The organism is Nitrosovibrio sp. Nv4 (assembly GCF_900215485.1).
GTDB lineage: Bacteria > Pseudomonadota > Gammaproteobacteria > Burkholderiales > Nitrosomonadaceae > Nitrosospira.
Genome location: NZ_OCMZ01000002.1, coordinates 1289501 through 1312407, shown reverse-complemented (window position 1 = coordinate 1312407; position 22907 = coordinate 1289501). Strand labels below are relative to the sequence as shown.

Genomic DNA, 22907 nt, shown 5'->3' with positions numbered 1-22907 from the left:
GCTACGTGCAAAGAGCGTAGTACGACATCAATGAAAACCCCAAAAAGAATTGAACCGCTGATCCAGGATGGCCTTGTCGATGAGGTCATCCGTCAGCTGATGAGCGGCAAGGAAGCCACTGTCTATGTAGTGCGCTGCGGTGACGAGATACGTTGCGCGAAAGTTTACAAAGAGGCCAATAAGCGCAGCTTCCGCCAGAGCGTGAATTACACCGAAGGCCGCAAGGTAAAAAACAGCCGTCGGGCGCGAGCCATGGAAAAAGGCACCCGCTATGGACGCAAAGCGCAGGAAGAAGCCTGGCAAAATGCCGAGGTGGACGCCTTGTACCGTCTGGCTGCTGCGGGTGTTCGCGTGCCCAAGCCGTATAACTTCCATGAAGGCGTGCTGCTGATGGAATTGCTGACGGACAGCGAAGGCAACGCCGCGCCGCGGCTCAATGATCTAACGTTCACCGCCGAACTGTCGCGCGAATATCACCGCATATTGATCACACAGGTGGTGCGCATGCTCTGCGCGGGGATCATTCACGGAGATCTGTCAGAGTACAACGTGCTGGTCGACAGCACGGGCCCCGTCATCATCGATCTTCCCCAGGCCATCGACGCGGCGGCCAATAACCAGGCTTTGAAAATGCTGCTGCGGGACGTCGAAAATCTGGCTGCGTACTTTGGCCGCTTTGCGCCCGAGTTGCTGGCCACCGACTATGGCAGGGAGATATGGTCCCTCTACGAAAGCAGTCAACTGCGCCCGGACAGCGTCCTCACTGGCTGTTTCGAGCGAATTGAGAACCCGGTCGATATGAATAGTGTCATGCGCGAAATCAAGGATACGCTCAAGGAAGAAGAGGCGCGGCAGCTTTATCGTTCCTTACGATTACGTCAATAACATGATATGACAATGACAGGGGCGCCCTTGCGACCCTTCAGACACCGTTGCTCTGCTTCAGGGGTTATCAACCGGCTGGTTTAGCCGTTTTCAGCCTCTCGCCTTGGACGATATCGCCATCCAAATAGAACCACTGCCCGGTCTCGCGCACGAACCGGCTGATTTCATGCAAACGATGTGCGCGCCCGCCCACCTTGTAGCGTGCCACAAATTCCACCACCGCATGGTCCGGCTCCAGCTGTTCATGCCGCCGCACTTCCAGCCCCACCCAATTGCGGTGCAGTTCGTTCGTCAGTTCAAGTGAAACCGGACGTGTACTGTGATGCCAGGTCGCCAGCAGATAATCTTTACGACCGAGGGCGTATGCCATATAGCGGGAACGCATCAGCGCTTCAGCAGTGGGAGCAGCTTCGCCATCATCCAGATAGCGGCCGCAGCAGTCGATATATTCTTTGTTGCTGTCAGCGTAAGGAGGACATCGCCCGGTTCCCGATGGTTTCGCCGTTACTCCTGCGCAGCCGCACGGGCCGCGCATTGTTTCGTATCCATGGAAACAAGACCCGGTTGAGCGTTTTCGATTGTAATTCTTCCGATAGTTGCGATATGAACACACGAGAACAGCTGTTATACCTGCCACAGCGGCGGCTCATCCATCAGTGCGATCTGTTCGCGCAGTTCAAGAATGCGATCCTGCCAATAGCGCTGAGTGTTGAACCACGGGAACGCCTGCTTGAAGGCGGGATCATCCCAGCGCTGCGCGAGCCAGGCCGCATAATGGATCAGGCGCAGTGTGCGTAGCGCCTCGATCAAATGCAATTCACGTTCGTCAAAATCGCAAAAATCCTCATATCCGGACAGCACATCGGTCAACTGCCGTATCATGTCGGCGCGCTCGCCCGACAATAACATCCACAAGTCCTGAACGGCGGGCCCCATGCGGCTGTCGTCAAAATCCACGAAATGCGGACCTTCGTCCGTCCACAGCACATTGCCCGCATGGCAGTCGCCATGTAGTCGCAATTCGCGCACTTCGCCCACACGTGCAAAGCAGTGGCGCACGCCATCCAGCGCCTGATTCAACGCGCTGCGATAGGCCGCCTCGAGATCAGCCGGGATGAATTCATGCGCCAGCAGATAGTCGCGCGGCTGCTCACCGAAGCTGGCGATATCGAGCAAGGGGCGTTCGCGAAACGGCTTGAGTGCTCCAATGGCGTGGATGCGTCCCAAGAAGCGCCCCATCCATTCCAGCGTATGGCGGTCTTCCAGTTCGGGCGCACGGCCACCGCGTTTTGGAAAAACAGCGAAGCGGAATCCCTCAAAATGGTGCAGGGTTTTTCCATCCAGCATTAACGCGGGTACGACAGGAATTTCGCGCTCGGCCAATTCCTGAACGAATGCGTGTTCTTCCAATATCGCGGCATCCGTCCAGCGTCGGGGACGATAGAATTTTGCCACCAGCGGCGTGCCCTCTTCCAAGCCGATCTGGTAGACACGGTTCTCGTAGCTGTTGAGCGCCAGCAGGCGGCCATCGCTGCGGAAGCCCACGCTTTCCACTGCGTTCAACACGCTATCGGGGGGAAGTGTTGAAAAATCTTGGGGCGGCGGACTGCTCGTTTTTATCACCGCCAATGACTCAAAGTGAAGTGCCCTTGCGTTTTCGTATTTCAGCGGGTGGGGCTGCATACTGTCAGTTTTTCAGATCCGAACGACTATACTATAAACGGCTGCGCGGTGGGTCATTCGCGATATTCGGAATGACTTTCTACCATTCGCCGCGCAGCACTTTTTCCGCCCAGAACAATCCCGAAACAGATTTGTTATCGGTAATTTTCCCTTCCCTTACCCATTCCAGGGCCGTTGCCAGCGTTAGCGTAAATACCTCCAGATGCTCTCCGTCATCGAGACTGGCGCCTTTGAAGGTGAGTTCTTCCGCAAGGTAATAGATCAGCTTCTCGTCCGAATAACCGATACAGGGATGAAGGGTGGTGAGATAACGCCAGTTTTTTGCCGTATAACCGGTTTCCTCCAGCAACTCCCGTTGAGCGCACAGTAGCGGCTCTTCGCCACAATCTATTTTTCCGGCGGGAAGTTCGTAGAAATCCCGATGCAGGGGATAGCGATGCTGACGCTCCAGCACCAGTTCACCGTTGCCGAGCAACGGTAGGATAACCACCGCGCCAGGGTGGATAATGTATTCTCGCACTGCTATTTTTCCGTCAGGCAGACGAGCCTGATCCGCGCGCACATGCAGAAGTTCACCATCGTAGACATTCTGGCTGCTGACGGTTGTTTCGGTGAGGTCGAGAGCTGGTTTAGACATGAGAAAGACGCATTTCCGATAGTGCGAACAGGCAATATCCTTAACGGGCGCCGCTTGTTCTGCCTGGTCGTTACATCCGGATTTGCTTATGGCAAAAAACTTGCATTGGATTATACACTCGTGCAGCGGGCGGCGATTCACTCATCGTTCTGGTTAATCACACGGGAGGAAGGAAACCATGCGCTGAAACAGCTGCCTTTGCCCAATTCGCTATCGATTTCCAGCCTTGCCTGGTGGCAAGTCAGAACGTGCTTGACAATGGCAAGCCCGAGGCCGGTACCGCCGGTTTCACGCGAACGTCCGCGATCTACGCGATAGAACCTTTCTGTCAGCCGGGGTATATGCTCGGGTTCAATGCCTATGCCTGTGTCCTGTACGGAAAATACACCCTCGCCATCGCGAATCGCCCAGTTCAAGGTAATATCGCCGCCACTGACGGTATAGCGTATGGCATTGCTGATAAGATTACTGAAAGCGCTGCGTAATTCGTCGGCGTTACCCTGCAATTTTGTAGCGGTATCGATATTGAGAATGATACGGTGACGCCCCGCACTCAGGGATTTGGCTTCATCATATAGCTGGCGCAACATTTCAGGAACGTCGACGTTTTCATCGCGAATCAGGTTTTCGGTATCCTCCAGCCGTGACAGCATCAACAAATCTTCCACCAGACTCTGCATGCGCCGGGTCTGGTCGGTCATCAGCGTTAGTGCCCATTTACGTGTTTCAGGATCTGAATGATCTTCGTCCGACAGCGTCTCGAGAAATCCGCCGATCACTGTCAGCGGCGTGCGCAATTCATGCGAGACATTGGCCACAAAGTCCCGGCGCATGGTCTGAATTCGTTCAAAACGGGTCACATCACGGCTAAGGAGCAGTTTCTGTTTATCACCGTAGGGCACGAACTGTAGCGACAGAGTCAGTCCCTGATGCCGGGGTTGCCTGATGATCAGTGGTTCGGTGTAATCCTGGGCAGCCAGGTATTTGGCGAACTGCGTTTGGCGCACCAGGTTGGTGATATGCTGCCCGGCGTCAAGATGGGAATCTATGCCCAAGTGTTTTTCGGCGACAGGATTGCACCATTCGATACGGTCCATTTCATCCATGATCACCACACCCTCCGGCATGGCCGAAGTGGCGCGCCGCAGACGCTCCAGCGCGGAACTGATATGCTGATGGCTTTGTCTCTGATCACGCACGAGGCGGGACAGGCGCGCAAAGACGTCTCCCCATTTGCCCGAACTATCCGGGAATGCAGATTCCCCCGTTTGCAGCCACTTATCCAGGATTGTCAGCTGGCGCCAGTGATGAATGACCAGCAGCAGCAGCGCGACATTATAAAATACCAATGTCGTGATAGGGCCCAGCGTGACCAGGAGTACCCCGGTTACAACCGTAATCAGGATAAGCGTGGGCAAACGCTCCCGGAAGGGCTCCCAGAAACCGGGCACGCGAGTTATTTGGAAGAATGAAGCTTAATCATTATTTTTCTGTTATCCCATGCTTGCCGTCAATAATGCGGAGAAGCGATAGCCGGACCCTCTCACAGTCTGCACCAACCCATCCTTGCCGACTACTTCCAAGGCCTTGCGTAACCGGCGGATATGCACATCCACGGTACGATCCTCAACAAATACATGGTCTCCCCACACCTGGTCGAGCAGTTGCGTTCGGGTATACACTCGTTCGGCGTGCGTCATAAGAAAATGCAGCAATCGGAATTCGGTAGGTCCCAGCGCCACTTCAGTGTCATTGGCCGTTACGCGATGAGCAGCCGAGTCGAGCCGCAACCCGCCAATCTCGACCATGTCATCGGCCGCTTCCGGGGAGCGCCGGCGCAGCACTGCCTTGATCCGTGCGAGTAGTTCACGTGGCGAAAAAGGCTTGGTGATGTAATCGTCCGCACCGATTTCCAGACCTGACACCTTGTCGCTTTCTTCAGCGCGAGCTGTAAGCATGATAATGGGGATTGTTTTAGTACGCGTCGTTCGCCGCAATACGCGGGCAAATTCGACACCGCTCATTCCCGGCAGCATCCAGTCAAGGAGCACCAGGTCGGGCAGAGCATCATTCACGATTTCCATGGCTTCTTCCGCATTCCTTGCGGAAAAAACCACATGCCTGGCTTGCCGCAGGCTGTACGAGATCAATTCCTGGATCGCCGGTTCGTCTTCCACTACCAGTATTGTTGCTGCCATCGGCCTAATCCCTCTAATCCTTTAAAATCTTCTTCGGGTTTGATTTTCCTTAATATTGCGATGATATGTAAACAGTATTGCGGTTTTGTGACATTTGCAAGTCTCGATCAGCAAAAAAGTAGGACGAATCTCAGTCTTATCATAATGTTTCGACCGAACGATGGGAATCAAGCTCTACAAGATCAGGATTACCCGATAATCGTTGACATTGGTCCGAGTGGGTCCAGTCACGACCAGATCGCCGAGCTGATGAAAGAAAGCATAAGTGTTATGGCCGGCGAGCAGGGCTGAGGCGTTAATGCCCATTTCCTTTGCCCGACGCAACGAATCAGGAAGGGCGACCGCTCCGGCATTGTTTTCCGTGCCGTCTATGCCGTCGGTATCGCAGGCAAGGGCATAAGTATTCTCAACGCCTGCAAGCCGGACGGCGAGTGACAGCAAAAATTCGGTATTGCGTCCACCCTTCCCATTTTGCCCAATGTGCCCACCATGGGCGCCACGTCTATTTTCACGCAATGTTACCGTTGTCTCACCGCCCGAGATCAGCGCCATAGGGGGTTTCCATGGCTGTCCATATTGACGGACCTCTTTCACCAGGGCAGCGAAGACGCTGGCGACATCGCACGCCTCGCCGGTAACGGAGTCGCCCAGTATGACAGCGGGAATGCCTTGCGTGTGAAAATATTCTGCAGCCGCCAGCAGCGAATCGTGTGCGGTAGCGATCACTCTATTTTCAACGTGATCGAAAGTAGCGTCGCCAGGTTTGGGCGTCTCGTTGAGCTTGCCCTGAGCACCGGCCAGCAATATTTCCATGATGGCGGGAGGCGCATGTACGCCGTAATATTCGATAATTGCCAAGGCATCCAGGTACGTAGTCGGATCAGGTGCACACGGGCCGGATGCGACATAAGTCGGATCGTCCCCGGTCACGTCTGAAATTATCAATGCAAGCACCGGCGCTCGGCCTGAAGCCGCAAGCCTTCCGCCCAGAAGAGCGGAAAGATGTTTGCGTACCGTGTTGATTTCCTGAATTGTCGCGCCGCAGCGAAGCAGTTCCATGGTGACGTTTCGGAGATCGTTCAGCGATACCCCTTCGACCGGCAGCGATAGCAGACTGGAACCCCCGCCGCTCAGCAGGCATAGAAGCAAATCATCAGGGCCAAGTTTATTTACCTCTGCCTGAATAGCGCGTGCGCCTTTCTCGCCCTGTTCGTCGGGTAAGGGATGCCCTGCTTCAACTACGGCGATCTTCTGGAGAGGCAGGCCGTGGCCATAGCGGGTGAGAACAATGCCGTCTAATCCCGTATTTTCTGGCCAATGGTTTTCCACTGCCAGCGCCATCGCGGCAGCGGCTTTGCCTGCACCGACTACCAGCGTGCGGCCGGCAGGCGATCTGTGAAGCAAATCGGCTGGGAGGTGGCGGGGCACGATATGTAGCGGATCGGCTGCGGCGAGTGCGGCGTTGAAGCTGCCAAGCAGCAGTCGGCGGGCATACTCACCGGCGTTCATATCGCCATCTTTTCGGTCACGAGCCAAGTATGGTTTTCAGATAATGGCCGGTAAAGCTCTTCTCGTTCGCTGCGATTTCCTCCGGCGTGCCTTCGGCTATGATCTCTCCGCCGCCTTCGCCGCCTTCGGGGCCAAGATCGATAATCCAGTCGGCAGTCTTGATGACGTCCAGGTTGTGTTCGATTACTACTACGGTATTGCCGTGGTCTCGCAGCCGATGCAGCACTTTCAGCAGCAGATCGATATCCTGGAAATGAAGACCGGTAGTGGGTTCGTCGAGAATGTAGAGGGTGCGGCCGGTATCGCGTTTGGAAAGTTCCAGCGAGAGCTTTACCCGTTGGGCTTCGCCACCGGACAGCGTGGTTGCGGACTGGCCCAGGGTGATGTAGCCAAGGCCGACATCCAGCAGGGTTTGCAGTTTACGCGCGACAACCGGTACGGCGCTGAAAAACTCATGCGCCTGTTCCACCGTCATTTGCAAAATTTCGTTGATGTTTTTTCCCTTGTACTGAATCTCCATCGTTTCGCGGTTATACCGCTTGCCATGGCAGACGTCGCACGAGACATATATGTCGGGTAGAAAATGCATTTCGACCTTGATCATGCCGTCGCCCTGGCAGGCTTCGCAGCGGCCCCCTTTGACATTAAACGAGAATCGGCCAGGCCCGTAGCCGCGCTCGCGCGCCTGAGGCACTCCCGCAAACAACTCCCGAACCGGGGTAAACAGGCCGGTATAGGTGGCCGGATTCGAGCGTGGCGTGCGCCCGATGGGACTTTGGTCCATGTTGATGACCTTGTCGAAAAAAGCCAATCCATCCAGACTCTGATACGGGGCGGGCTCCGCGGCGCTGCCATAGAGATGACGCGCCGTTGCATGGTAGAGGGTTTCGTTGATGAGCGTCGATTTGCCGGAGCCGGATACGCCGGTTACGCAAACGAACAATCCCACAGGCAGGCTGAGGTTGGCGTTCTTCAGGTTATTGCCGGATGCACCTTCAATTTTGAGCCAGCGATCGTTTTTCGGTTTCGTTCGTTTTTCCGGCAGCGCGATGGTCAATTCACGGGAAAGATACTTCCCGGTGAGAGAGTTGGGATTTTTCTGGATAGCCTCAGGCGTACCCTGCGCAATGACTGATCCGCCATGCTCGCCCGCGCCGGGCCCCATGTCTACCACATGGTCGGCGGTAAGTATGGCGTCCTGATCATGTTCCACCACGATAACGCTGTTGCCAAGGTCGCGCAGGTTCTTGAGCGTTTCCAGCAAGCGTGCGTTATCCCGTTGGTGCAGGCCGATTGAGGGCTCATCCAGCACATACATGACACCCGTCAGCCCTGATCCGATCTGGCTGGCGAGGCGAATGCGCTGGGACTCGCCGCCGGACAGGGTATCGGCGGAACGGTCCAGCGACAAATAATCCAGTCCGACATTGTTGAGGAATAATATGCGGCTGGAAATCTCCTTGACGATCTTTTCCGCAATGGCGAATTTGTGCCCCGTCAGTGTTACCTGATCGAAAAAAGCCTTGGCCTCCTTCAGAGGCAGTGCGTTGATTTCATAAATCGCCTGACCCCCTACCCGAACATGGCGAGCTTCGCGGCGCAGCCGGGTACCCGCACATTCCGGACATGCCTGGGAATTGAGGTATTTTGACAGCTCTTCACGCACGGCAAGCGACTCGGTTTCCTTGTAGCGCCGCTCCAGATTGGGAACGATGCCTTCAAACGTATGCTTCCGATAGTTGCGGGTACCACTTTCGTTCAAATACGAGAATACGATCTTTTCCTTGCCCGATCCGTTCAGGATGATGTCCTGGATATTCGAAGGCAACTGCTCAAAAGGTACCTCCAGATCAAAATGGTAGTGGGTGGCAAGACTCGCAAGCAACTGGTAATAAAATTGGTTACGCCGATCCCAACCTTTGATCGCGCCGGAAGCCAGGGATAAATGCGGGAAGGCGACTACGCGCTTGGGATCGAAGAAAGTGATTTTCCCCAGACCATCGCATTTGGGGCAGGCGCCCATCGGGTTGTTGAAAGAGAATAAGCGCGGCTCCAGTTCCGGCAGGGAATAGCTGCATATCGGGCAGCTGAACTTGGCAGAAAAAAGGTGCTCCTGGTCAGAGTCCATTTCCACCGCTAAAGCGCGTCCGTCCGCGTGCCGCAGTGCTGTTTCGAATGACTCTGCCAATCGCTGCTTGGACTCGGGTGAAACTTTGAGCCTGTCCACCACGACCTCCACGGTATGCTTTTTGTTTTTTTGCAATTTCGGCAGCGCATCGATTTCATATACTTTACCGTCGACCCGCAGCCGCACGAAGCCCTGCGCGCGCAATTCATCGATTAAATCCATTTGCTCGCCTTTGCGTCCCACCACCAGCGGTGCAAGTATCATCAGTCGGGTGTCCGGCGGCAACTGCTGCACATGATCGACCATTTGCGAAACGCTTTGCGCCGTCAGCGTGATGCCATGCTCTGGACATTGCGGATCGCCCACCCGTGCGAACAGCAGACGCATGTAATCGTGTATTTCAGTAACGGTACCGACCGTAGATCGGGGATTATGAGAGGTCGCTTTTTGTTCGATGGCGATGGCGGGGGATAAGCCCTCTATCAGATCGACGTCGGGTTTTTCCATCAATTGCAGGAATTGACGCGCATAGGCGGAGAGCGATTCCACATAGCGCCGCTGACCTTCCGCGTACAGCGTATCGAACGCGAGTGAAGACTTGCCCGACCCGGATAAACCGGTGATCACTATCAGCGTGTTTCGCGGTAAATCAAGATTGATGTTTTTGAGATTGTGCGTGCGTGCACCACGAATTTTTATGAATTCCATTGCTTGCTTCCATGTGGGTGCTCACGGCTCCCCAAGGCACAGACGCCAAGGCACAGACGTATGCAGGCTGCCCCAAAAACAACTGAGACAACCTGAGGCTGAGGCTACCTGAGAACCGGTCAAACCTGTTAATATACGCAACTTTCCGCGTTTCCCCAATCTGATTCATGTCGTCCTCCCTTCCGCACGAGAAAATGTCACCGATAGAGTTGCGCGCGACCGCCGGTCTCGCCGGCATCTATGGGTTGCGCATGTTGGGGATGTTCATCATTCTGCCCGTCTTCGCGTTTTATGCCGAGCATCTGCCGGGCGGCAGCAACTATACGCTGGTGGGTATTGCGCTTGGGGCGTACGGATTGACTCAGGCGATACTGCAAATTCCTTTCGGCTGGCTATCGGATCGGTTCGGGCGCAAGCCCGTCATATACGTTGGCCTGATTCTGTTCGCCATCGGCAGTTTTATCGCTGCATCCGCCACTGATATCTACGGTGTAATTTTTGGCCGCATCATTCAAGGAGCGGGTGCGATTTCAGCCGCGGTGATGGCGCTTGCCGCCGATCTCACCCGCGAGGAGCATCGCACCAAGGCAATGGCTGCGATCGGGATGACCATAGGTGCAACCTTTGCAGTCTCCTTAATTGTCGCGCCGGCGCTAAATCGTTTAATCGGGGTACCAGGCATTTTTGTCATGACAGGGGTGCTGGCGCTACTGGCGATGGCAGTGGTTTCCAGAATCGTTCCCGATCCGGTGATCAGCCGCTTTCACTCCGATACCGAAGCATCGGCAGGACGATTCCATAATGTATTGCGTGATCCACAACTGCTGCGCCTGGATTTCGGTGTCTTTGCTTTGCATGCGGTCTTGATGGCGCTATGGCTGGTGGTACCGCTGTCGTTGCGTACGGCTGGTCTGGCGGCAGACCATCACTGGCAGGTATATCTCCCGGTACTGCTCATCTCCATGATAATGATTATCCCAGTCATCATTTATGGCGAAAAGAAGGCAAAACTCAAACAAGTATTCGTCATTTCGATTGCCGTCCTGCTGGTGAGCCAGGTATTGCTGGCGTATACATCCGATTCATTATGGGGCACCGCAACGGCACTGCTGGTGTTCTTTGCCGCCTTCAACCTGCTGGAAGCCACGTTGCCCTCGCTCATCTCCAAGATTGCACCGGTTGGCGCAAAAGGCACGGCCATCGGTGTCTATAGCAGTGTTCAATTTCTTGGTGCATTTGTCGGCGCAACCGCGGGCGGCTACCTGTATCAGCACCATGGCGGCACCGCACTGTTTGCTTTCTGTGGCATCCTTTTGGCATTATGGCTGATGTTTGCGCTCACCATGAAAGCGCCGGCCGCGGTGCGCACCAGAATGTACCATGTGCAGGAAATGGATACGGGTAAGGCCACAGGGTTATCCCGTCAATTAGCCGCGCTGCCCGGTGTGCATGAGGCCTTGGTGCTCGCGAGCGAAGGCGTGGCGTACCTGAAAGTGGATATGAGCGGTTTTGATGAACAAGGCGTTGTTCAATTATTGGGGGGAGAAGCTTAAATGGCATCAGTCAACAAAGTAATACTCATCGGCAACCTCGGCAAAGACCCCGAGACTCGTTATATGCCAAACGGCGATGCGGTGACAAACATCACTCTGGCTACCACGGAAACGTGGAAAGACAAAAACGGTGAAAAGCAGGAAAAAACCGAATGGCATCGCGTCACTTTTTATCGCAAACTCGCCGAAATAGCCGGCGAATACCTTAAAAAAGGCCGTCCGGTTTATGTTGAGGGACGGCTGGAAACGCGTAAATGGACCGACAAGGCGGGCGTTGAGCGTTACACCACCGACGTTATTGCCACCGATATGAAAATGCTGGGCAGCAAACCCGGCAGCGGCAGTTATGAAGGAGCGGATAGGGAGGAGGGCGGTTTTGCGCCGAGTCCATCCAGTAGTAAAGCCCCTGCCAGAAGCAGCAGCGGGTTTGATGATATGGATGATGATATTCCGTTTTAAAGTACACCTAGTAAAGATTAGTAAACAGAGCTCACGGTTAAACTCGGCGTCTAATTTGCGTTGTCTTTGGATGAGCAGGAATAGCTTGTTACGAAGTGACATTTCCATTCACTCTCTGGCTTATATAGTTATGGGGGAATCGGTCGTAAAAAACGTTGATATACTTTTTTTCCGCTGAACGCCTTCTTTACCAAACATGACAATCGCCGAGATTAACCCAATCAAACTGTCATCTCTCAGAAAAGACATGAAGAACCTGCTGCTGCTTCTTGTCACACTGTTCGCATTTACCGGCGCAGCTTATGCGGTCGTCAATATCAATACTGCAACTCAAGCCGAGCTTGAAACACTTCAAGGGATAGGCCCGGCCAAAGCGAAGGCCATAATCGATCATCGAAAGAAAAAAGGGTCGTTCAAGTCACCGGGCGACCTGGAAAATGTCAAGGGCATTGGTCCGGCAACAATGAAACGGCTTCGCAAGGATATTGCTGTTGGCGGGACCACAGCGGTCAAGAAGGAAAATAAGCCCGTTCCCAGGTAACGACCAAATGCATTGGTAGGATGGAGGCTGCAAGCCGCAATCTGCAATCCATCGTATCAGGGATCGATGGGTTGTGCTTCGCTCCATCCATCCTGCTAATTCCATCGTAGACGTCGCTCAAGCCGGAACGTATGCGATAATCCGGCATAATCCTCTGCAAATTACGTCGTCATGTACAAAACCATAGAAGATTTTGTCGGCAACACGCCGCTGGTAAAACTCAAGCACTTGCCGGGGAATACCAGCAATGCCGTCCTCGTCAAGTTGGAGGGCAACAATCCGGCAGGTTCGGTGAAAGACCGTCCGGCATTGTCGATGATTACGCGTGCGCAAGAGCGCGGGGATATCAAGCCGGGCGATACGCTGATAGAGGCCACCAGCGGCAACACCGGCATCGCGCTTGCGATGGCCGCGGCGGTAATGGGTTATCCGATCGTGCTGGTGATGCCGGAGCACCTGAGCATAGAACGGCGGCAATCGATGAAGGCGTTCGGCGCGGAAATCATACTGACCTCAAAAGAGGGGAGCATGGAAGAAGCGCGGGATGTAGCCGAGCGCATGCGTGATGAGGGGCGGGGGATCATTCTTGATCAGTTTGCCAGTCCAGATAACCCGCGAGCCCATTACGAAGGCACTGCTCCCGAAATCTGGCGAGATACCGGGGGGGGAATTACCCATCTGGTGAGCAGCATGGGTACCACCGGCACCATTATGGGTTGCTCCAGGTATTTCAAGGAAAAAAATCCGGCGGTTCAGATTATCGGTGTGCAGCCGGAAGAAGGTGCGCAGATTCCGGGCATCCGCAAGTGGCCGGAAGCCTATCTGCCAAAAATCTACGATGCCAATCGGGTAGACGCCATTATGCTCGTTTCTCAGGCTGAAGCCGAGGAAATGACCCGGCGGTTGGCGAGCGAGGAAGGAATTTTTGCCGGGATTTCGTCAGGAGGCGCGCTGGCGGCGGCGCTCAAGATTTCGGACGAAGTGGAAAATTCTACGATTGTCTCAATCGTTTGCGATCGGGGCGATCGTTACCTTTCCACAGGGGTTTTCCCAGCCTGATCATGGAGTCGGCGCCCTCCCTGCGAGCCACGGCGGGGAAAACGGCCATGGCTCGCTCGACAGCTGTATGACCGGAATACCACGCACTGCCAGGAGCGCTATGCGAGCTGCCCGAGTCGTGTTTAGCCGAGCCAACCATGATAAAGCTGCTCGTCATCATATTGCCAGTGTTCCTTGCTGCTACCTTTTCCGCACATGCGGATCCTGCAATTACCCTTTCTGTCGATGACGTTCGAAGTCCCGTTTTAAATGCCAAAGGGATTCAAGCCAGCCTGACAGGTCCAAAAGCATCATTGCTGGAAGTGCAGTTGGGCGAAGTCGCAGTACAGAGAAAGGTTTGGCGTGATTTGCGCTTTTCCTGCCACAAGTTTCAGGTTGCCGACGGTTTGATCCGTTGTGATGAGGGTGTGCTGAGGCTTGCCAGTTCGGCACCGTTACCTGTGTCATTCCGGTTTTCTTCCCGCCATAAGACTCTCGACATAAAAATCCGGACTGCATCCAATGAGGGCAGCGAGGACTGGAGGCTATCTGTGCAGTGGGGAAAGCCCATTTGGGAGGGTATGCTGACCATTGCAAACGGGGGCGCCGCGCGTATTGCAGAATTTGTGCCGATTGGTGAAAAAGAAATTTTACCTACCCCCGTCACGGGAAAGGGAAAGATCAATGGCGCCATCAAACTGCATGGCGATGCGGGCGGTCTTGCTGGAATTGAAGCGGACCTGGCGGTGGATGGGCTGTCATTCAGCGATGCCAGCGGTTTGCACGCCGGCGAGGATATTAGCGGCCAAATCAACGCAAAGGCCCAGCGCGAGGGCAGCGAGAAGGCTCCTTTATGGAAATGGCAGGCGGATGCGAGCTGGCCGCGCGGCGAGGTGTTCTGGCAGCCGCTTTATTTCGCGGGCCAGGGTCAGCGTTTGAGCGCGAGTGGAGAACTGAATGAAAACATCATCCGCATTCTCGACGGCAAACTTGTGCTCTCGGGTATCGGCGAGGTGGATTTATCGGGTGTGATAGAGCGGCCAGCGAACACGGTGCGTGATTTCGATTTGAGCGCTGATAATCTGGAGTTATCCATGCTGTTCAGCCGGGTGCTGAAACCGTTTTTCGTGAATACTCCATTTGCCGAATTGAAAGCTGCCGGGCACGCGGGAATCAAATGGCGTTACCGGAACAGCGCCCACGAATTGCTTCATATCAATTTGCGCGATGTATCCGTGGAAGATGAGCGCGAGCGCTTTGCATTTCGCGGCGTTAATGCCCGTATTCCGTGGGAGGTGCAGGGAGCGGACAAGATCCACGAGCCGACGAAAGCGGATATCCATATCCAGGGCAGCGAGCTAGGTCGGATACCAATAGGCCAACTGCACATTCCGCTGGTAATGGACGGGTTGAATTTCAATATCCCGCGATTGACGATGCCTGTGCTTGACGGGGAACTTACTCTTGAGAACTTCAGCGCATCGCCGCAAGCCGACGGTAAGCTACAGGGCTGGCGATGGCAATTCAGTGGAGGGCTTTCGCCCGTATCCATGCAAAAGTTGACCGAAGCACTCGGTACGCAGCCGATGCAAGGCACGCTGTCGGGCGAAATACCCGTGGTAAGCTACAATGGCTCAACCGTCGAAGTGCAGGGCGCCCTGCTTTTCAAGGTATTTGACGGCACGGTATTGTTATGGAATCTGAAGGTGCTGGATCCCTTTGGACCCGCGGCATCACTCATGGCAGATGTGGATATGCGCAATCTCGATCTCGATCTGCTTACGGGTACGTTTTCGTTCGGCAAAATTCAGGGCCGCGTGGATGTCGCAGTGCATGATCTTGAGCTTTTTAACTGGAAACCGGTAAAGTTTGATGCAAGCCTCATGAGCAGTCCAGGCAATTATCCACGCCGCATCAGCCAGGCCGCAGTGCAGAATATCTCCTCTCTGGGAGGGTTTGGAGCTGCAGCCGCAATCCAGCGCAGTTTCCTGCATTTTTTTGATGATTTCGGTTACTCGAAAATTGGCTGGAGCTGTTCATTGCGCAACGGGACCTGCCGCATGGGCGGGATAGAGTCGGAGCCCTTGCAGCATGGTTACCTTATCGTCAAGGGTGGCGGAATTCCGGCTATTACGGTGATAGGCTATAATCGCGAGGTGGACTGGTGGGAATTGGTGAGCCGCCTTCAGCGGATCACTCACCCAGACGCCAAGCCTGTCTTTCAGTAGGGTATATATGAAGAATAATTTTTTTCACGCGGGCTTGCTCACGTTGGCCGGTTCGTTGCTAGCGGGATGCGTCACCATTAACATTTATTTTCCTGCGGCGGCTGCCGAAAAAGCAGCGGACAAGATAATAGAAGAAGTGTGGCAGCTGAAGAAACCCGAGGAGAGTGGAGGTACGGATAGATCCGCGCCTTCCGACGAACCGTCTTCCCAACCCGCCATACGGCCGCAGCAACCGCAACAGTAAAGGCGAATATCATGGGTAACCCAGTCGTTCTCTTCCGTTTGATGCTGCTGACGCTGTTGTCATTGATGCCGCTTCCTGGCTATACCCAGGCAAACATCGAAATCGATACCCCGGCGATTGCGAGTCTCAAGCAGAGCATGCAGCAGCGCCACAACCAGCTCGAGCCCTATTATGCGAAAGGTGCGATAGGGCTCACGCGTGATGGGCTTGTCGCCATGCACGACGCCACTGCGTTGCCATTATCGGCGCGCCAGCCCGTCAACGCCTTGATCGCCGCTGAAAACCAGGACAGAAACGCGCTTTACCGTGAAATCGCCCGCGCCAATAGCCATCCTGAATGGGAAGCGGATATTCGCTCCATTTTCGGCCAGCGGTGGATTGAATTGGCCCGGTCAGGGTGGTGGTATCAGAACGCAAGCGGCTCCTGGGTCAGGAAATAGACTCGCATCCCACAGCCTTGTAAACTCATCGCTCACAAATTCCCTTTGAAGCCCCTCTCGTGATACCCGTACTGGTTTTCGATATCGAAACCGTTCCCGATATTGAGGGATTGCGCAGGCTTTACAATCTCCCTCCGCAGCTTGCACCGGCCGATATTGCCGAGATGGCGTTTCAGTCCCGCCGCCAGGCTATCGGCAATGATTTTCTCCAATTGCATATACAGAGGATTGTGGCAATTTCCTGCGTGCTGCGTGACAAAAATGATTTTCGCGTTTGGTCCTTGGGGAATCCCTTGGATTCCGAAGCGGAACTCATCCGCCGTTTCTTCGAAGGGATAGAGAAATATACTCCTCAGCTGGTTTCCTGGAACGGCGGCGGCTTCGATCTGCCGGTGCTTCATTATCGCAGCCTGATCCATGGCCTTCAGGCGCGCCGCTACTGGGACATGGGTGATGATGACCGCGACTTCAAATGGAACAACTATCTTAGCCGCTACCATACGCGCCATCTCGACCTGATGGATATACTCGCGCTGTATCAGCCGCGCGCCAACGTGCCGCTGGACGAGTTGGTGAAATTGATGGGCTTTCCCGGAAAACTCGGGATGGACGGTTCTCAGGTGTGGAGCGCGTTCCAGAATGGCGAGATTGCCGCTATCCGCAACTATTGTGAAACGGATGTGGTGAATACCTATCTTGTATTTTTGCGCTTTCAGCTCATGCGAGGAGTTTTTGACAACGAACAGTATCAGCGCGAATGCGAGCTGGTGCGGCTCACCTTGAGCAAATCTACCGAACCTCACTGGCAGGAATTTCTCGGTCAGTGGTCCTATTTATCCGGCGAGAAAATACTTTGAACTTCGTCATTCCGGGCTTGACCCACTGCTGTCCGGAATAAATCTGTTGACAAATTCATGAGAACAGCCCTATCTGTACCTGTGCCAATTGTTCAAGCCGGGATCGTCGCCTTCGATATAAAGAAACGTCGATATCGGGACGCTGAAATAGCGTGGCGCGAATCAGGCACAGGCACTCCCATAGGCTCTGCTTCAAGCCCTGCACCTGTTTATAGAGCACTACCAGCAAATAGCTGATGAGCGCGGTCAATATCTGGATGCGCACGGCGTTTTCACTGCATCCGAGAAATTGCTTGATCTTCAAATGCTGTTTGATCCATTTGAAGAACAGTTCGACTTGCCAGCGACCCTGATAGCGCTGCGCAATTTCCAGTGCCGTGCTGCGCAGGTCGTTGGTCGCCAATATCAGGGGTATTGGCTTGTCGCATCTGGCAATACTGATGTAGCGCAGCGGCTTGTCGTAGAGGTTCACGCAGCCACCGCGTGGATGCTTGTGCTTGAAGCGCACGATCCGGTCCTGCAGCACGATGGGCGCAGCTTCCGGCGGGATAGGCAGTTCCTGCTCGACCCGTAACGCAGCATTGCGTTTGAAGCGGGTGACGAATTTTGCCCCTGCCGCATCGATCCGATGCCACCAGTTGTAGTCGCAGTAGCCTTTGTCAAACACATACAATGCCCCCTCCCGCAGTGGCACAGCGATAGCTTTTTCTACATCGTTGACGTTGGCAGCACTGAAGTCGTGCCAGACCGGCGCATGCGGCTCTGAAGCCAACAGCACGTGCAGCTTGATGCCTTGGGTATTGCGAGTGCGATTCTCCAATGTCCAGGTATCAAACTTTGCTCCTTTGAGTGTGATCGAGGTCGAATCCAGCAGATACAGCAATTGTTTGACCTGCTTGCGCATTTGCCGTGATGCCTGTCCCATCAGTAACTGCGCGGTGTCGGCAAACACCGCTTCCTTGCGCTTGCCGTTGGCATCAGCCAGGGTGGAGCGCTTGATGCAGCCGGTATCGAGGTGATAGTGGTGAGCAATGTGACTATTAAAACCCGCCTCCACTTGCCGCAGGCTGCCTGCTCCGCTTAATTGGCCATATACCATCGTCAGCAGTTGGTCCCAGCAACGGAATTTCTTGCTGTATTTGTCCGCTTGATGCTGCTCGACAATGCGATCGAACGCTCCACGCGATAACCCCTTCATTAATTCCTGAAATCGGCTTATCCTAAACATGGTTGCAGGTTTGGTTTTTAAGTTGGCAAACAGGGTTTTAACCCTTTAAACCAATGCCTGCAACCCTTTCCAGATTTATGGATAAATTTATTCCGGACAGCAGTGGGGCTTGACCCGGAATCCAGTCCAAACCAACAGTGGTATGCATTGCACGCCGCTGGATGCCGGTTTCCGCTGGCCGCTGGATACCAGCTTCCGCTGGTATGACGTTTGTACTGTCTGCCTGCCGGATCAATAGCCGATTTACGCTTGTTCCCGACTTCAGGAACGGTCTACCGCAAATATGCCTGCCCCCGTTGTCATCGAATCCCTTGATCAGGAAGGCCGTGGCGTTGCCCATGCGGAAGGCAAAGTCATTTTTATCGAGGGCGCGCTGCCGAGTGAACTGGTTACCTATAACGCATATCGAAAGAAATCAAGCTTTGAACTGGCACAGGTTGGGCGAATTCTCAAGCCTGGATTTTCGCGGGTAGCGCCACTATGCCGCCATTTTGGTGTATGCGGCGGATGCAGTCTGCAGCATATGGACGCTCGTTCGCAGGTGGCGGCGAAGCAGCGTGTTCTGGAAGATAATCTCAAGCATATCGGCAAGGTCGAGCCGGAACTGATATTGCCGGCTGTATATGGATCAGCATGGGGCTATCGATACCGCGCACGATTATCGGTGCGCTATGTCGCCAAAAAAAATGCGGTGCTGGTGGGCTTTCGCGAAAAGCGCAGCAGTTTCGTGGTCGACATGCAGGCTTGCGAAATCATGCCTTCGCGCATTTCACGGCTTATCATGCCTTTGCGGAAATTGGTGGAAAGCCTGTCTATCCGTCAACGTCTCCCTCAGATCGAAGTATCGCTGGGCGAGGATGTAGACGTGCTGGTTTTGCGCATTCTCGAACCGTTGACTCCGCAAGACGAAGCATTACTCAAGGATTTTTCCGATCAGCATCACATTCAGTTTTTCTTGCAGCCCGGCGGTCCCGAGACTGCCTATCCTTTTTATCCGAAAGACGCGGCTGAATTGAATTACACCCTGCCGGAATTCGATATCGTTATGCCGTTTAATCCTACCGAATTTACACAGGTGAATCCTTCCATGAATCGGGTACTGGTAAGGCGCGCGCTGAATCTGCTCGATCCTCAACCGGGGGAGCGCATTGCGGATTTATTTTGCGGATTGGGAAATTTCACTCTCCCGATCGCACGTCGCGGCGCGGACGTGGCAGGTTTTGAGGGAGGCGCGGCCATGGTTCGCCGCGCCAGCGAAAATTCGGAACGCAACGGGCTTGGGCGAAATACGCAATTCATCGAAACCAACCTGTTTGATATAGATGAAACCTGGATGCATAAGCAGGGGTATTTCGACAAGATGCTGATCGACCCGCCACGGGAAGGCGCAATCGCTGTGGTTACTTCCCTTGCAGAAGAAGAGATCAGGCCTCGGCGGATCGTTTATGTATCCTGCAATCCGGCTACGCTGGCCCGTGATGCAGGTGTACTGGTGCACCGAAACGGATATTCATTGAAGGCTGCGGGCATCGTAAACATGTTTCCTCATACCGCACATGTTGAATCCATTGCGCTGTTTGAGAAAGAAACTGTTGAGGCAAGAGAGCACAAATGAAAAAGGGCGGCTGTTGTCAGCCGCCCTTATCCTGCTTAACAAATGTTTCCAGCGTTAGTCTCTTTCACCTGAGAAAGCCAACAACAGGTGCAGCAAGCTGGTGAAAAGGTTGTACAGGCTGAGATAGATACCCATCGTCGCCATCACGTAATTGGTTTCCCCACCGTTAACGATCCGGCTTACGTCAAACAGAATAAAGCCGGAAAACAGCAGCACGGCAACTGCCGAGATGGCGAGTGAGGCTGCCGGTACGGCGAAGAACAGGTTAGCAACGGAAGCGATGATCAGCAGCACAAGCCCCACAAACAGGAAGTTCTGCATAAAGCCGAAATCCTTCTTTGTCACCGTGGCTATCCCTGCCAGCGTGAAGAAAATCATTCCGGTCCCTGCGGCAGCGGTTCCGATAATTTGTGCACCGTTCTTGAAATGAAGCGCATATTGCAGCATCGGGCCTAACCACCAGCCAGCGACGAAAGTGAACAAAAACAGCAGCGCGATCCCCATCATGCTGTTGCGTGTGGCGCTCACCCCAAACAGCAGACCCATCATGACCGCCAGCATTACCAGCGGACCCATGATCGGCGCTTGTGCGAGGAAAGCGAAATTGGTGCTCATCCCAATCATGGCGCCGAACAACGTCGGAATCATGGTCAAGCCAAGCATCCAGTAAGTATTGCGCAGAACCTTGTTGCGGCCGAGAGCAAGTCCCGTTTGCGCGCTCCGGCTGGAATATCGTAGTTCAGGTTGCATGACGTCTCCTTGGTTGACGAACTGATACGTGTGTAAGACTACTCATGTTTAGGGAAAGTTGCAATCGTAACATTTCAGGCGCGTCCTCTACTGGCAAAATAAGGCTCAAAAAGGTATTATTCCTCGCCTCAGCGTTAGGAGGCGTGGCCGAGCGGTTTAAGGCAGCAGTCTTGAAAACTGCCGTAGGGGCAACTCTACCGTGAGTTCGAATCTCACCGCCTCCGCCAGAATGACATCCGAACCCATCCGCCAACGTTCATAAGTACCTGAATTTCAGTAGCCTTTCCCCGCTTTATAGTCCGCAACAGTCCGGTAACATCCGCTTGAGTCCGAGCTGAAACCGTGGTAATTTACGTGGTAACAAACTTATCACATGAAATATTACCACGATGAGGAATTACCACGATGGCTACCAATTTGTTATCCGCTGCAGAGTGCAAGAATGCCACCAGCAATGGCGCGGGCATCCGTAAGTTGCACGATGGCGACGGCCTTTACCTATGGGTTTACCAGGACGGTCGTAAGTACTGGAGGATGCGCTACTGGCAGGCAAGTAAGGAGAAATCCCTCTCCTTGGGTGTATACCCCAAAGTAAGTTTGAGCGATGCGCGGAAAAAGCGCGATGAGCTACGCCAGCAACTGCAAGCGGATCTTGACCCTTCCGCCGAGCGCAAGGCCGCAAACCTGCGGAAAAAGTTGGCGGCGGAAAACTCCTTTGAAGCTGTGGCTCGCGAGTGGTACGGTAAGCAAGTGCATACTTGGGTGTCTCATCATGCCAGCGATGTAAAGCGCCGTCTGGAGAGCAATATCTTCCCTACCTTGGGCAAGCGTCCCGTCGGCGAGATTGAGGCGCCAGAACTGCTCCAGGCTATACGAAAGATAGAGGCACGCGGCGCATATGATCTTGCCCACCGTGTCTTGCAGGTATGCGGACAGGTATTCCGCTATGGCATTGCTACCGGGCGCTGCTCCCGTAACCTTTCAACCGATTTACGCGGTGCACTGACCCCTCACAAGAAACAGCATCAATCCGCGGTTCGTTCCGAGGAATTGCCGGAACTGTTAAGAGCGATTGCTGGCTATGACGAAATCGGCGACAAGCAAACCCGCCTTGCCCTTCAGTTGCTGGCGCAAACGTTCGTGCGCACCAATGAACTTATAGGCGCGGAGTGGGTAGAGTTCGATCTGGACAATGCCTTGTGGGTTATCCCTGCCGAGCGCATGAAGATGAAAGCCGAGCATATCGTCCCCCTATCAAAGCAGGCGCTCCCAATGCTGGCGGAACTCAAGGAGATATCTAGCGGCAGCCGCTTCGTATTCCCCGGGCGTAACCGCGACAAGCCCATCAGCAATAACACAATGCTATTTGCCCTGTACCGCTTGGGCTACAAGGGCAAGATGACTGGACATGGATTCAGGGCGGTAGCATCGACCATTCTTAATGAAACCGGCTTTAATCCTGACGTGATCGAGCGCCAGCTAGCCCACTGCGAACGCAACGAGGTGAGAGGCGCCTATAATCGGGCGGAGTATCTGCCCGAGCGTAAGCGAATGATGCAGCATTGGGCGGATTACCTGGACGGATTGGCCCACGGTGCGAACGTATTGCCGCTGCATGGCAAGGTTGCGTAGTTGTTGACAATCCTATTTATAGGAGCAATACTGTTCTTACCTCTGCAAATTCAGGGGCCGGGTTTGACAGCTCGGGAAACAAGGCGGACAACCGCCATCAAGCGGTTTTTTTACGCCCGTTAAACATGAACATGCGCTTTACGGGTGGCTCGTGTGGGAGGGAGAGATCCCTGCCGGTCCTTGTTCCGGTCTGTCAACCCGCACGTGTCCGCCCACCCATTTGACAGTGGGAGGCGGAAAAACTTAAATAACTTAACAAGGAGAAATACCATGCCTAAATCCGCCGGCACGTCCGTGTCATCAGAAATAGATTCCGTTTACCTCGAAGCAACATATTCCCCCGCTGACAGAAAGCTGCGTTTTTTTACGCCTGCCCCCGACCTAGACGTTAGCGAGAATCTTTTTAACCGCTTGATGGAAGCCGGGTTCAGATGGGACAGCAAGCATTATGTGTTTGTGGCTCCAATTAAGCGATCCGCGATCGAGCTTTTGATCAAGTTATGCGGAAAGATAGGAGATGAACGGATGGCCTAGTGCCTGGCAGGAAGGGGCTTCGGCCCCTTTTTAGTGCGCC

At 54.2% G+C, this 22907-nt stretch carries 20 protein-coding genes and 1 tRNA gene; 12 read left to right on the top strand and 9 right to left on the bottom strand.

Going from position 1 to position 22907, the window contains the following annotated elements:
* Positions 1 to 30 precede the first annotated feature (30 nt).
* Positions 31 to 885: a PA4780 family RIO1-like protein kinase gene (locus tag CRO05_RS14340; protein ID WP_097067780.1), complete on the top strand. Its 855-nt coding sequence runs from the start codon at positions 31 to 33 to the stop codon at positions 883 to 885.
* 67 nt (positions 886 to 952) lie between these two features.
* Here CRO05_RS14340 and CRO05_RS14335 read toward each other — a convergent pair whose 3' ends face one another.
* The 7 genes from CRO05_RS14335 to uvrA all read right to left on the bottom strand — a co-directional run bounded on the left by CRO05_RS14335 (position 953) and on the right by uvrA (position 9748).
* Entirely contained in the window at positions 953 to 1420 is a 468-nt protein-coding gene (locus tag CRO05_RS14335) for a YchJ family protein (RefSeq protein WP_159462753.1), read from the bottom strand.
* Between the two features lie 89 nt (positions 1421 to 1509).
* Positions 1510 to 2514 (bottom strand): serine/threonine protein kinase, encoded by a 1005-nt coding sequence (locus CRO05_RS14330; RefSeq protein WP_235001482.1) that lies wholly within the window; start codon positions 2512 to 2514, stop codon positions 1510 to 1512.
* 133 nt (positions 2515 to 2647) lie between these two features.
* The gene (locus tag CRO05_RS14325) at positions 2648 to 3205 is read right to left on the bottom strand and encodes an NUDIX domain-containing protein (protein ID WP_097067779.1); all 558 of its coding nucleotides are present in this window, start codon (positions 3203 to 3205) and stop codon (positions 2648 to 2650) included.
* Between the two features lie 137 nt (positions 3206 to 3342).
* On the bottom strand, positions 3343 to 4656 hold the full coding sequence (phoR, locus tag CRO05_RS14320) for a phosphate regulon sensor histidine kinase PhoR (protein ID WP_097067778.1): 1314 nt from the start codon (positions 4654 to 4656) through the stop codon (positions 3343 to 3345).
* A gap of 42 nt (positions 4657 to 4698) precedes the next feature.
* Positions 4699 to 5403, bottom strand: a complete 705-nt coding sequence (phoB, locus tag CRO05_RS14315; protein WP_097067777.1) for a phosphate regulon transcriptional regulator PhoB — start codon at positions 5401 to 5403, stop codon at positions 4699 to 4701.
* Between the two features lie 174 nt (positions 5404 to 5577).
* Positions 5578 to 6912, bottom strand: coding sequence for a glycerate kinase (locus tag CRO05_RS14310; RefSeq protein WP_097068007.1), 1335 nt, complete (start codon positions 6910 to 6912; stop codon positions 5578 to 5580).
* A gap of 16 nt (positions 6913 to 6928) precedes the next feature.
* The gene (gene uvrA, locus CRO05_RS14305) at positions 6929 to 9748 is read right to left on the bottom strand and encodes an excinuclease ABC subunit UvrA (RefSeq protein WP_097067776.1); all 2820 of its coding nucleotides are present in this window, start codon (positions 9746 to 9748) and stop codon (positions 6929 to 6931) included.
* Between the two features lie 194 nt (positions 9749 to 9942).
* Between uvrA and CRO05_RS14300 the strand changes: the two genes are divergently transcribed.
* The 8 genes from CRO05_RS14300 to CRO05_RS14265 all read left to right on the top strand — a co-directional run bounded on the left by CRO05_RS14300 (position 9943) and on the right by CRO05_RS14265 (position 17108).
* Entirely contained in the window at positions 9943 to 11301 is a 1359-nt protein-coding gene (locus CRO05_RS14300; RefSeq protein WP_097067775.1) for an MFS transporter, read from the top strand.
* Positions 11302 to 11760 carry a single-stranded DNA-binding protein gene (gene ssb, locus CRO05_RS14295; protein ID WP_097067774.1) on the top strand — a complete coding sequence of 153 codons (459 nt, stop codon included), beginning with the start codon at positions 11302 to 11304 and terminating at the stop codon, positions 11758 to 11760.
* Positions 11761 to 12007: 247 nt separating this feature from the next.
* A complete protein-coding gene (locus CRO05_RS14290; protein WP_097068006.1) occupies positions 12008 to 12301 on the top strand; it encodes a ComEA family DNA-binding protein in 294 nt (97 codons plus the stop codon).
* Positions 12302 to 12472: 171 nt separating this feature from the next.
* On the top strand, positions 12473 to 13360 hold the full coding sequence (cysM, locus tag CRO05_RS14285) for a cysteine synthase CysM (RefSeq protein WP_097067773.1): 888 nt from the start codon (positions 12473 to 12475) through the stop codon (positions 13358 to 13360).
* 137 nt (positions 13361 to 13497) lie between these two features.
* Entirely contained in the window at positions 13498 to 15567 is a 2070-nt protein-coding gene (locus tag CRO05_RS14280) for a hypothetical protein (RefSeq protein WP_097067772.1), read from the top strand.
* A gap of 7 nt (positions 15568 to 15574) precedes the next feature.
* Entirely contained in the window at positions 15575 to 15811 is a 237-nt protein-coding gene (locus CRO05_RS14275; RefSeq protein WP_097067771.1) for a hypothetical protein, read from the top strand.
* A gap of 11 nt (positions 15812 to 15822) precedes the next feature.
* Positions 15823 to 16251, top strand: a complete 429-nt coding sequence (locus tag CRO05_RS14270) for a YdbL family protein (protein WP_097067770.1) — start codon at positions 15823 to 15825, stop codon at positions 16249 to 16251.
* A 59-nt stretch (positions 16252 to 16310) separates the two neighbouring features.
* The gene (locus CRO05_RS14265; protein ID WP_097067769.1) at positions 16311 to 17108 is read left to right on the top strand and encodes a 3'-5' exonuclease; all 798 of its coding nucleotides are present in this window, start codon (positions 16311 to 16313) and stop codon (positions 17106 to 17108) included.
* 55 nt (positions 17109 to 17163) lie between these two features.
* On the opposite strand, the gene CRO05_RS14260 is transcribed toward CRO05_RS14265, so the two are convergent.
* Positions 17164 to 18306, bottom strand: coding sequence for an IS4 family transposase (locus tag CRO05_RS14260; RefSeq protein WP_200814297.1), 1143 nt, complete (start codon positions 18304 to 18306; stop codon positions 17164 to 17166).
* A gap of 271 nt (positions 18307 to 18577) precedes the next feature.
* Here CRO05_RS14260 and rlmD point away from each other — a divergent pair, with 271 nt between their 5' ends.
* Positions 18578 to 19951 carry a 23S rRNA (uracil(1939)-C(5))-methyltransferase RlmD gene (gene rlmD, locus CRO05_RS14250; RefSeq protein ID WP_255405940.1) on the top strand — a complete coding sequence of 458 codons (1374 nt, stop codon included), beginning with the start codon at positions 18578 to 18580 and terminating at the stop codon, positions 19949 to 19951.
* 54 nt (positions 19952 to 20005) lie between these two features.
* Here rlmD and CRO05_RS14245 read toward each other — a convergent pair whose 3' ends face one another.
* Positions 20006 to 20701 carry a Bax inhibitor-1/YccA family protein gene (locus CRO05_RS14245; protein WP_097067766.1) on the bottom strand — a complete coding sequence of 232 codons (696 nt, stop codon included), beginning with the start codon at positions 20699 to 20701 and terminating at the stop codon, positions 20006 to 20008.
* Between the two features lie 137 nt (positions 20702 to 20838).
* On the opposite strand from CRO05_RS14245, the gene CRO05_RS14240 reads away from it, so the two are divergent.
* Both CRO05_RS14240 and CRO05_RS14235 read left to right on the top strand, forming a co-directional pair.
* Positions 20839 to 20928: transfer RNA gene (locus CRO05_RS14240), tRNA-Ser, on the top strand.
* Between the two features lie 178 nt (positions 20929 to 21106).
* On the top strand, positions 21107 to 22333 hold the full coding sequence (locus CRO05_RS14235) for an integrase arm-type DNA-binding domain-containing protein (protein ID WP_097067765.1): 1227 nt from the start codon (positions 21107 to 21109) through the stop codon (positions 22331 to 22333).
* Positions 22334 to 22907 lie beyond the last annotated feature (574 nt).

Excerpts from the sequence above, each read along its gene's own strand:
- CRO05_RS14275 (WP_097067771.1), top strand. The coding sequence starts at position 15,575 with ATGAAGAATAATTTTTTTCACGCGGGCTTGCTCACGTTGGCCGGTTCG.
- CRO05_RS14310 (WP_097068007.1), bottom strand. The coding sequence starts at position 6,912 with ATGAACGCCGGTGAGTATGCCCGCCGACTGCTGCTTGGCAGCTTCAAC.
- CRO05_RS14290 (WP_097068006.1), top strand. The coding sequence starts at position 12,008 with ATGAAGAACCTGCTGCTGCTTCTTGTCACACTGTTCGCATTTACCGGC.
- CRO05_RS14300 (WP_097067775.1), top strand. The coding sequence starts at position 9,943 with ATGTCACCGATAGAGTTGCGCGCGACCGCCGGTCTCGCCGGCATCTAT.
- uvrA (WP_097067776.1), bottom strand. The coding sequence starts at position 9,748 with ATGGAATTCATAAAAATTCGTGGTGCACGCACGCACAATCTCAAAAAC.
- CRO05_RS14325 (WP_097067779.1), bottom strand. The coding sequence starts at position 3,205 with ATGTCTAAACCAGCTCTCGACCTCACCGAAACAACCGTCAGCAGCCAG.
- phoB (WP_097067777.1), bottom strand. The coding sequence starts at position 5,403 with ATGGCAGCAACAATACTGGTAGTGGAAGACGAACCGGCGATCCAGGAA.
- CRO05_RS14235 (WP_097067765.1), top strand. The coding sequence starts at position 21,107 with ATGGCTACCAATTTGTTATCCGCTGCAGAGTGCAAGAATGCCACCAGC.
- CRO05_RS14245 (WP_097067766.1), bottom strand. The coding sequence starts at position 20,701 with ATGCAACCTGAACTACGATATTCCAGCCGGAGCGCGCAAACGGGACTT.
- CRO05_RS14270 (WP_097067770.1), top strand. The coding sequence starts at position 15,823 with ATGGGTAACCCAGTCGTTCTCTTCCGTTTGATGCTGCTGACGCTGTTG.
- CRO05_RS14340 (WP_097067780.1), top strand. The coding sequence starts at position 31 with ATGAAAACCCCAAAAAGAATTGAACCGCTGATCCAGGATGGCCTTGTC.
- ssb (WP_097067774.1), top strand. The coding sequence starts at position 11,302 with ATGGCATCAGTCAACAAAGTAATACTCATCGGCAACCTCGGCAAAGAC.
- CRO05_RS14335 (WP_159462753.1), bottom strand. The coding sequence starts at position 1,420 with ATGCGCGGCCCGTGCGGCTGCGCAGGAGTAACGGCGAAACCATCGGGA.
- CRO05_RS14280 (WP_097067772.1), top strand. The coding sequence starts at position 13,498 with ATGATAAAGCTGCTCGTCATCATATTGCCAGTGTTCCTTGCTGCTACC.
- cysM (WP_097067773.1), top strand. The coding sequence starts at position 12,473 with ATGTACAAAACCATAGAAGATTTTGTCGGCAACACGCCGCTGGTAAAA.
- CRO05_RS14260 (WP_200814297.1), bottom strand. The coding sequence starts at position 18,306 with ATGAAGGGGTTATCGCGTGGAGCGTTCGATCGCATTGTCGAGCAGCAT.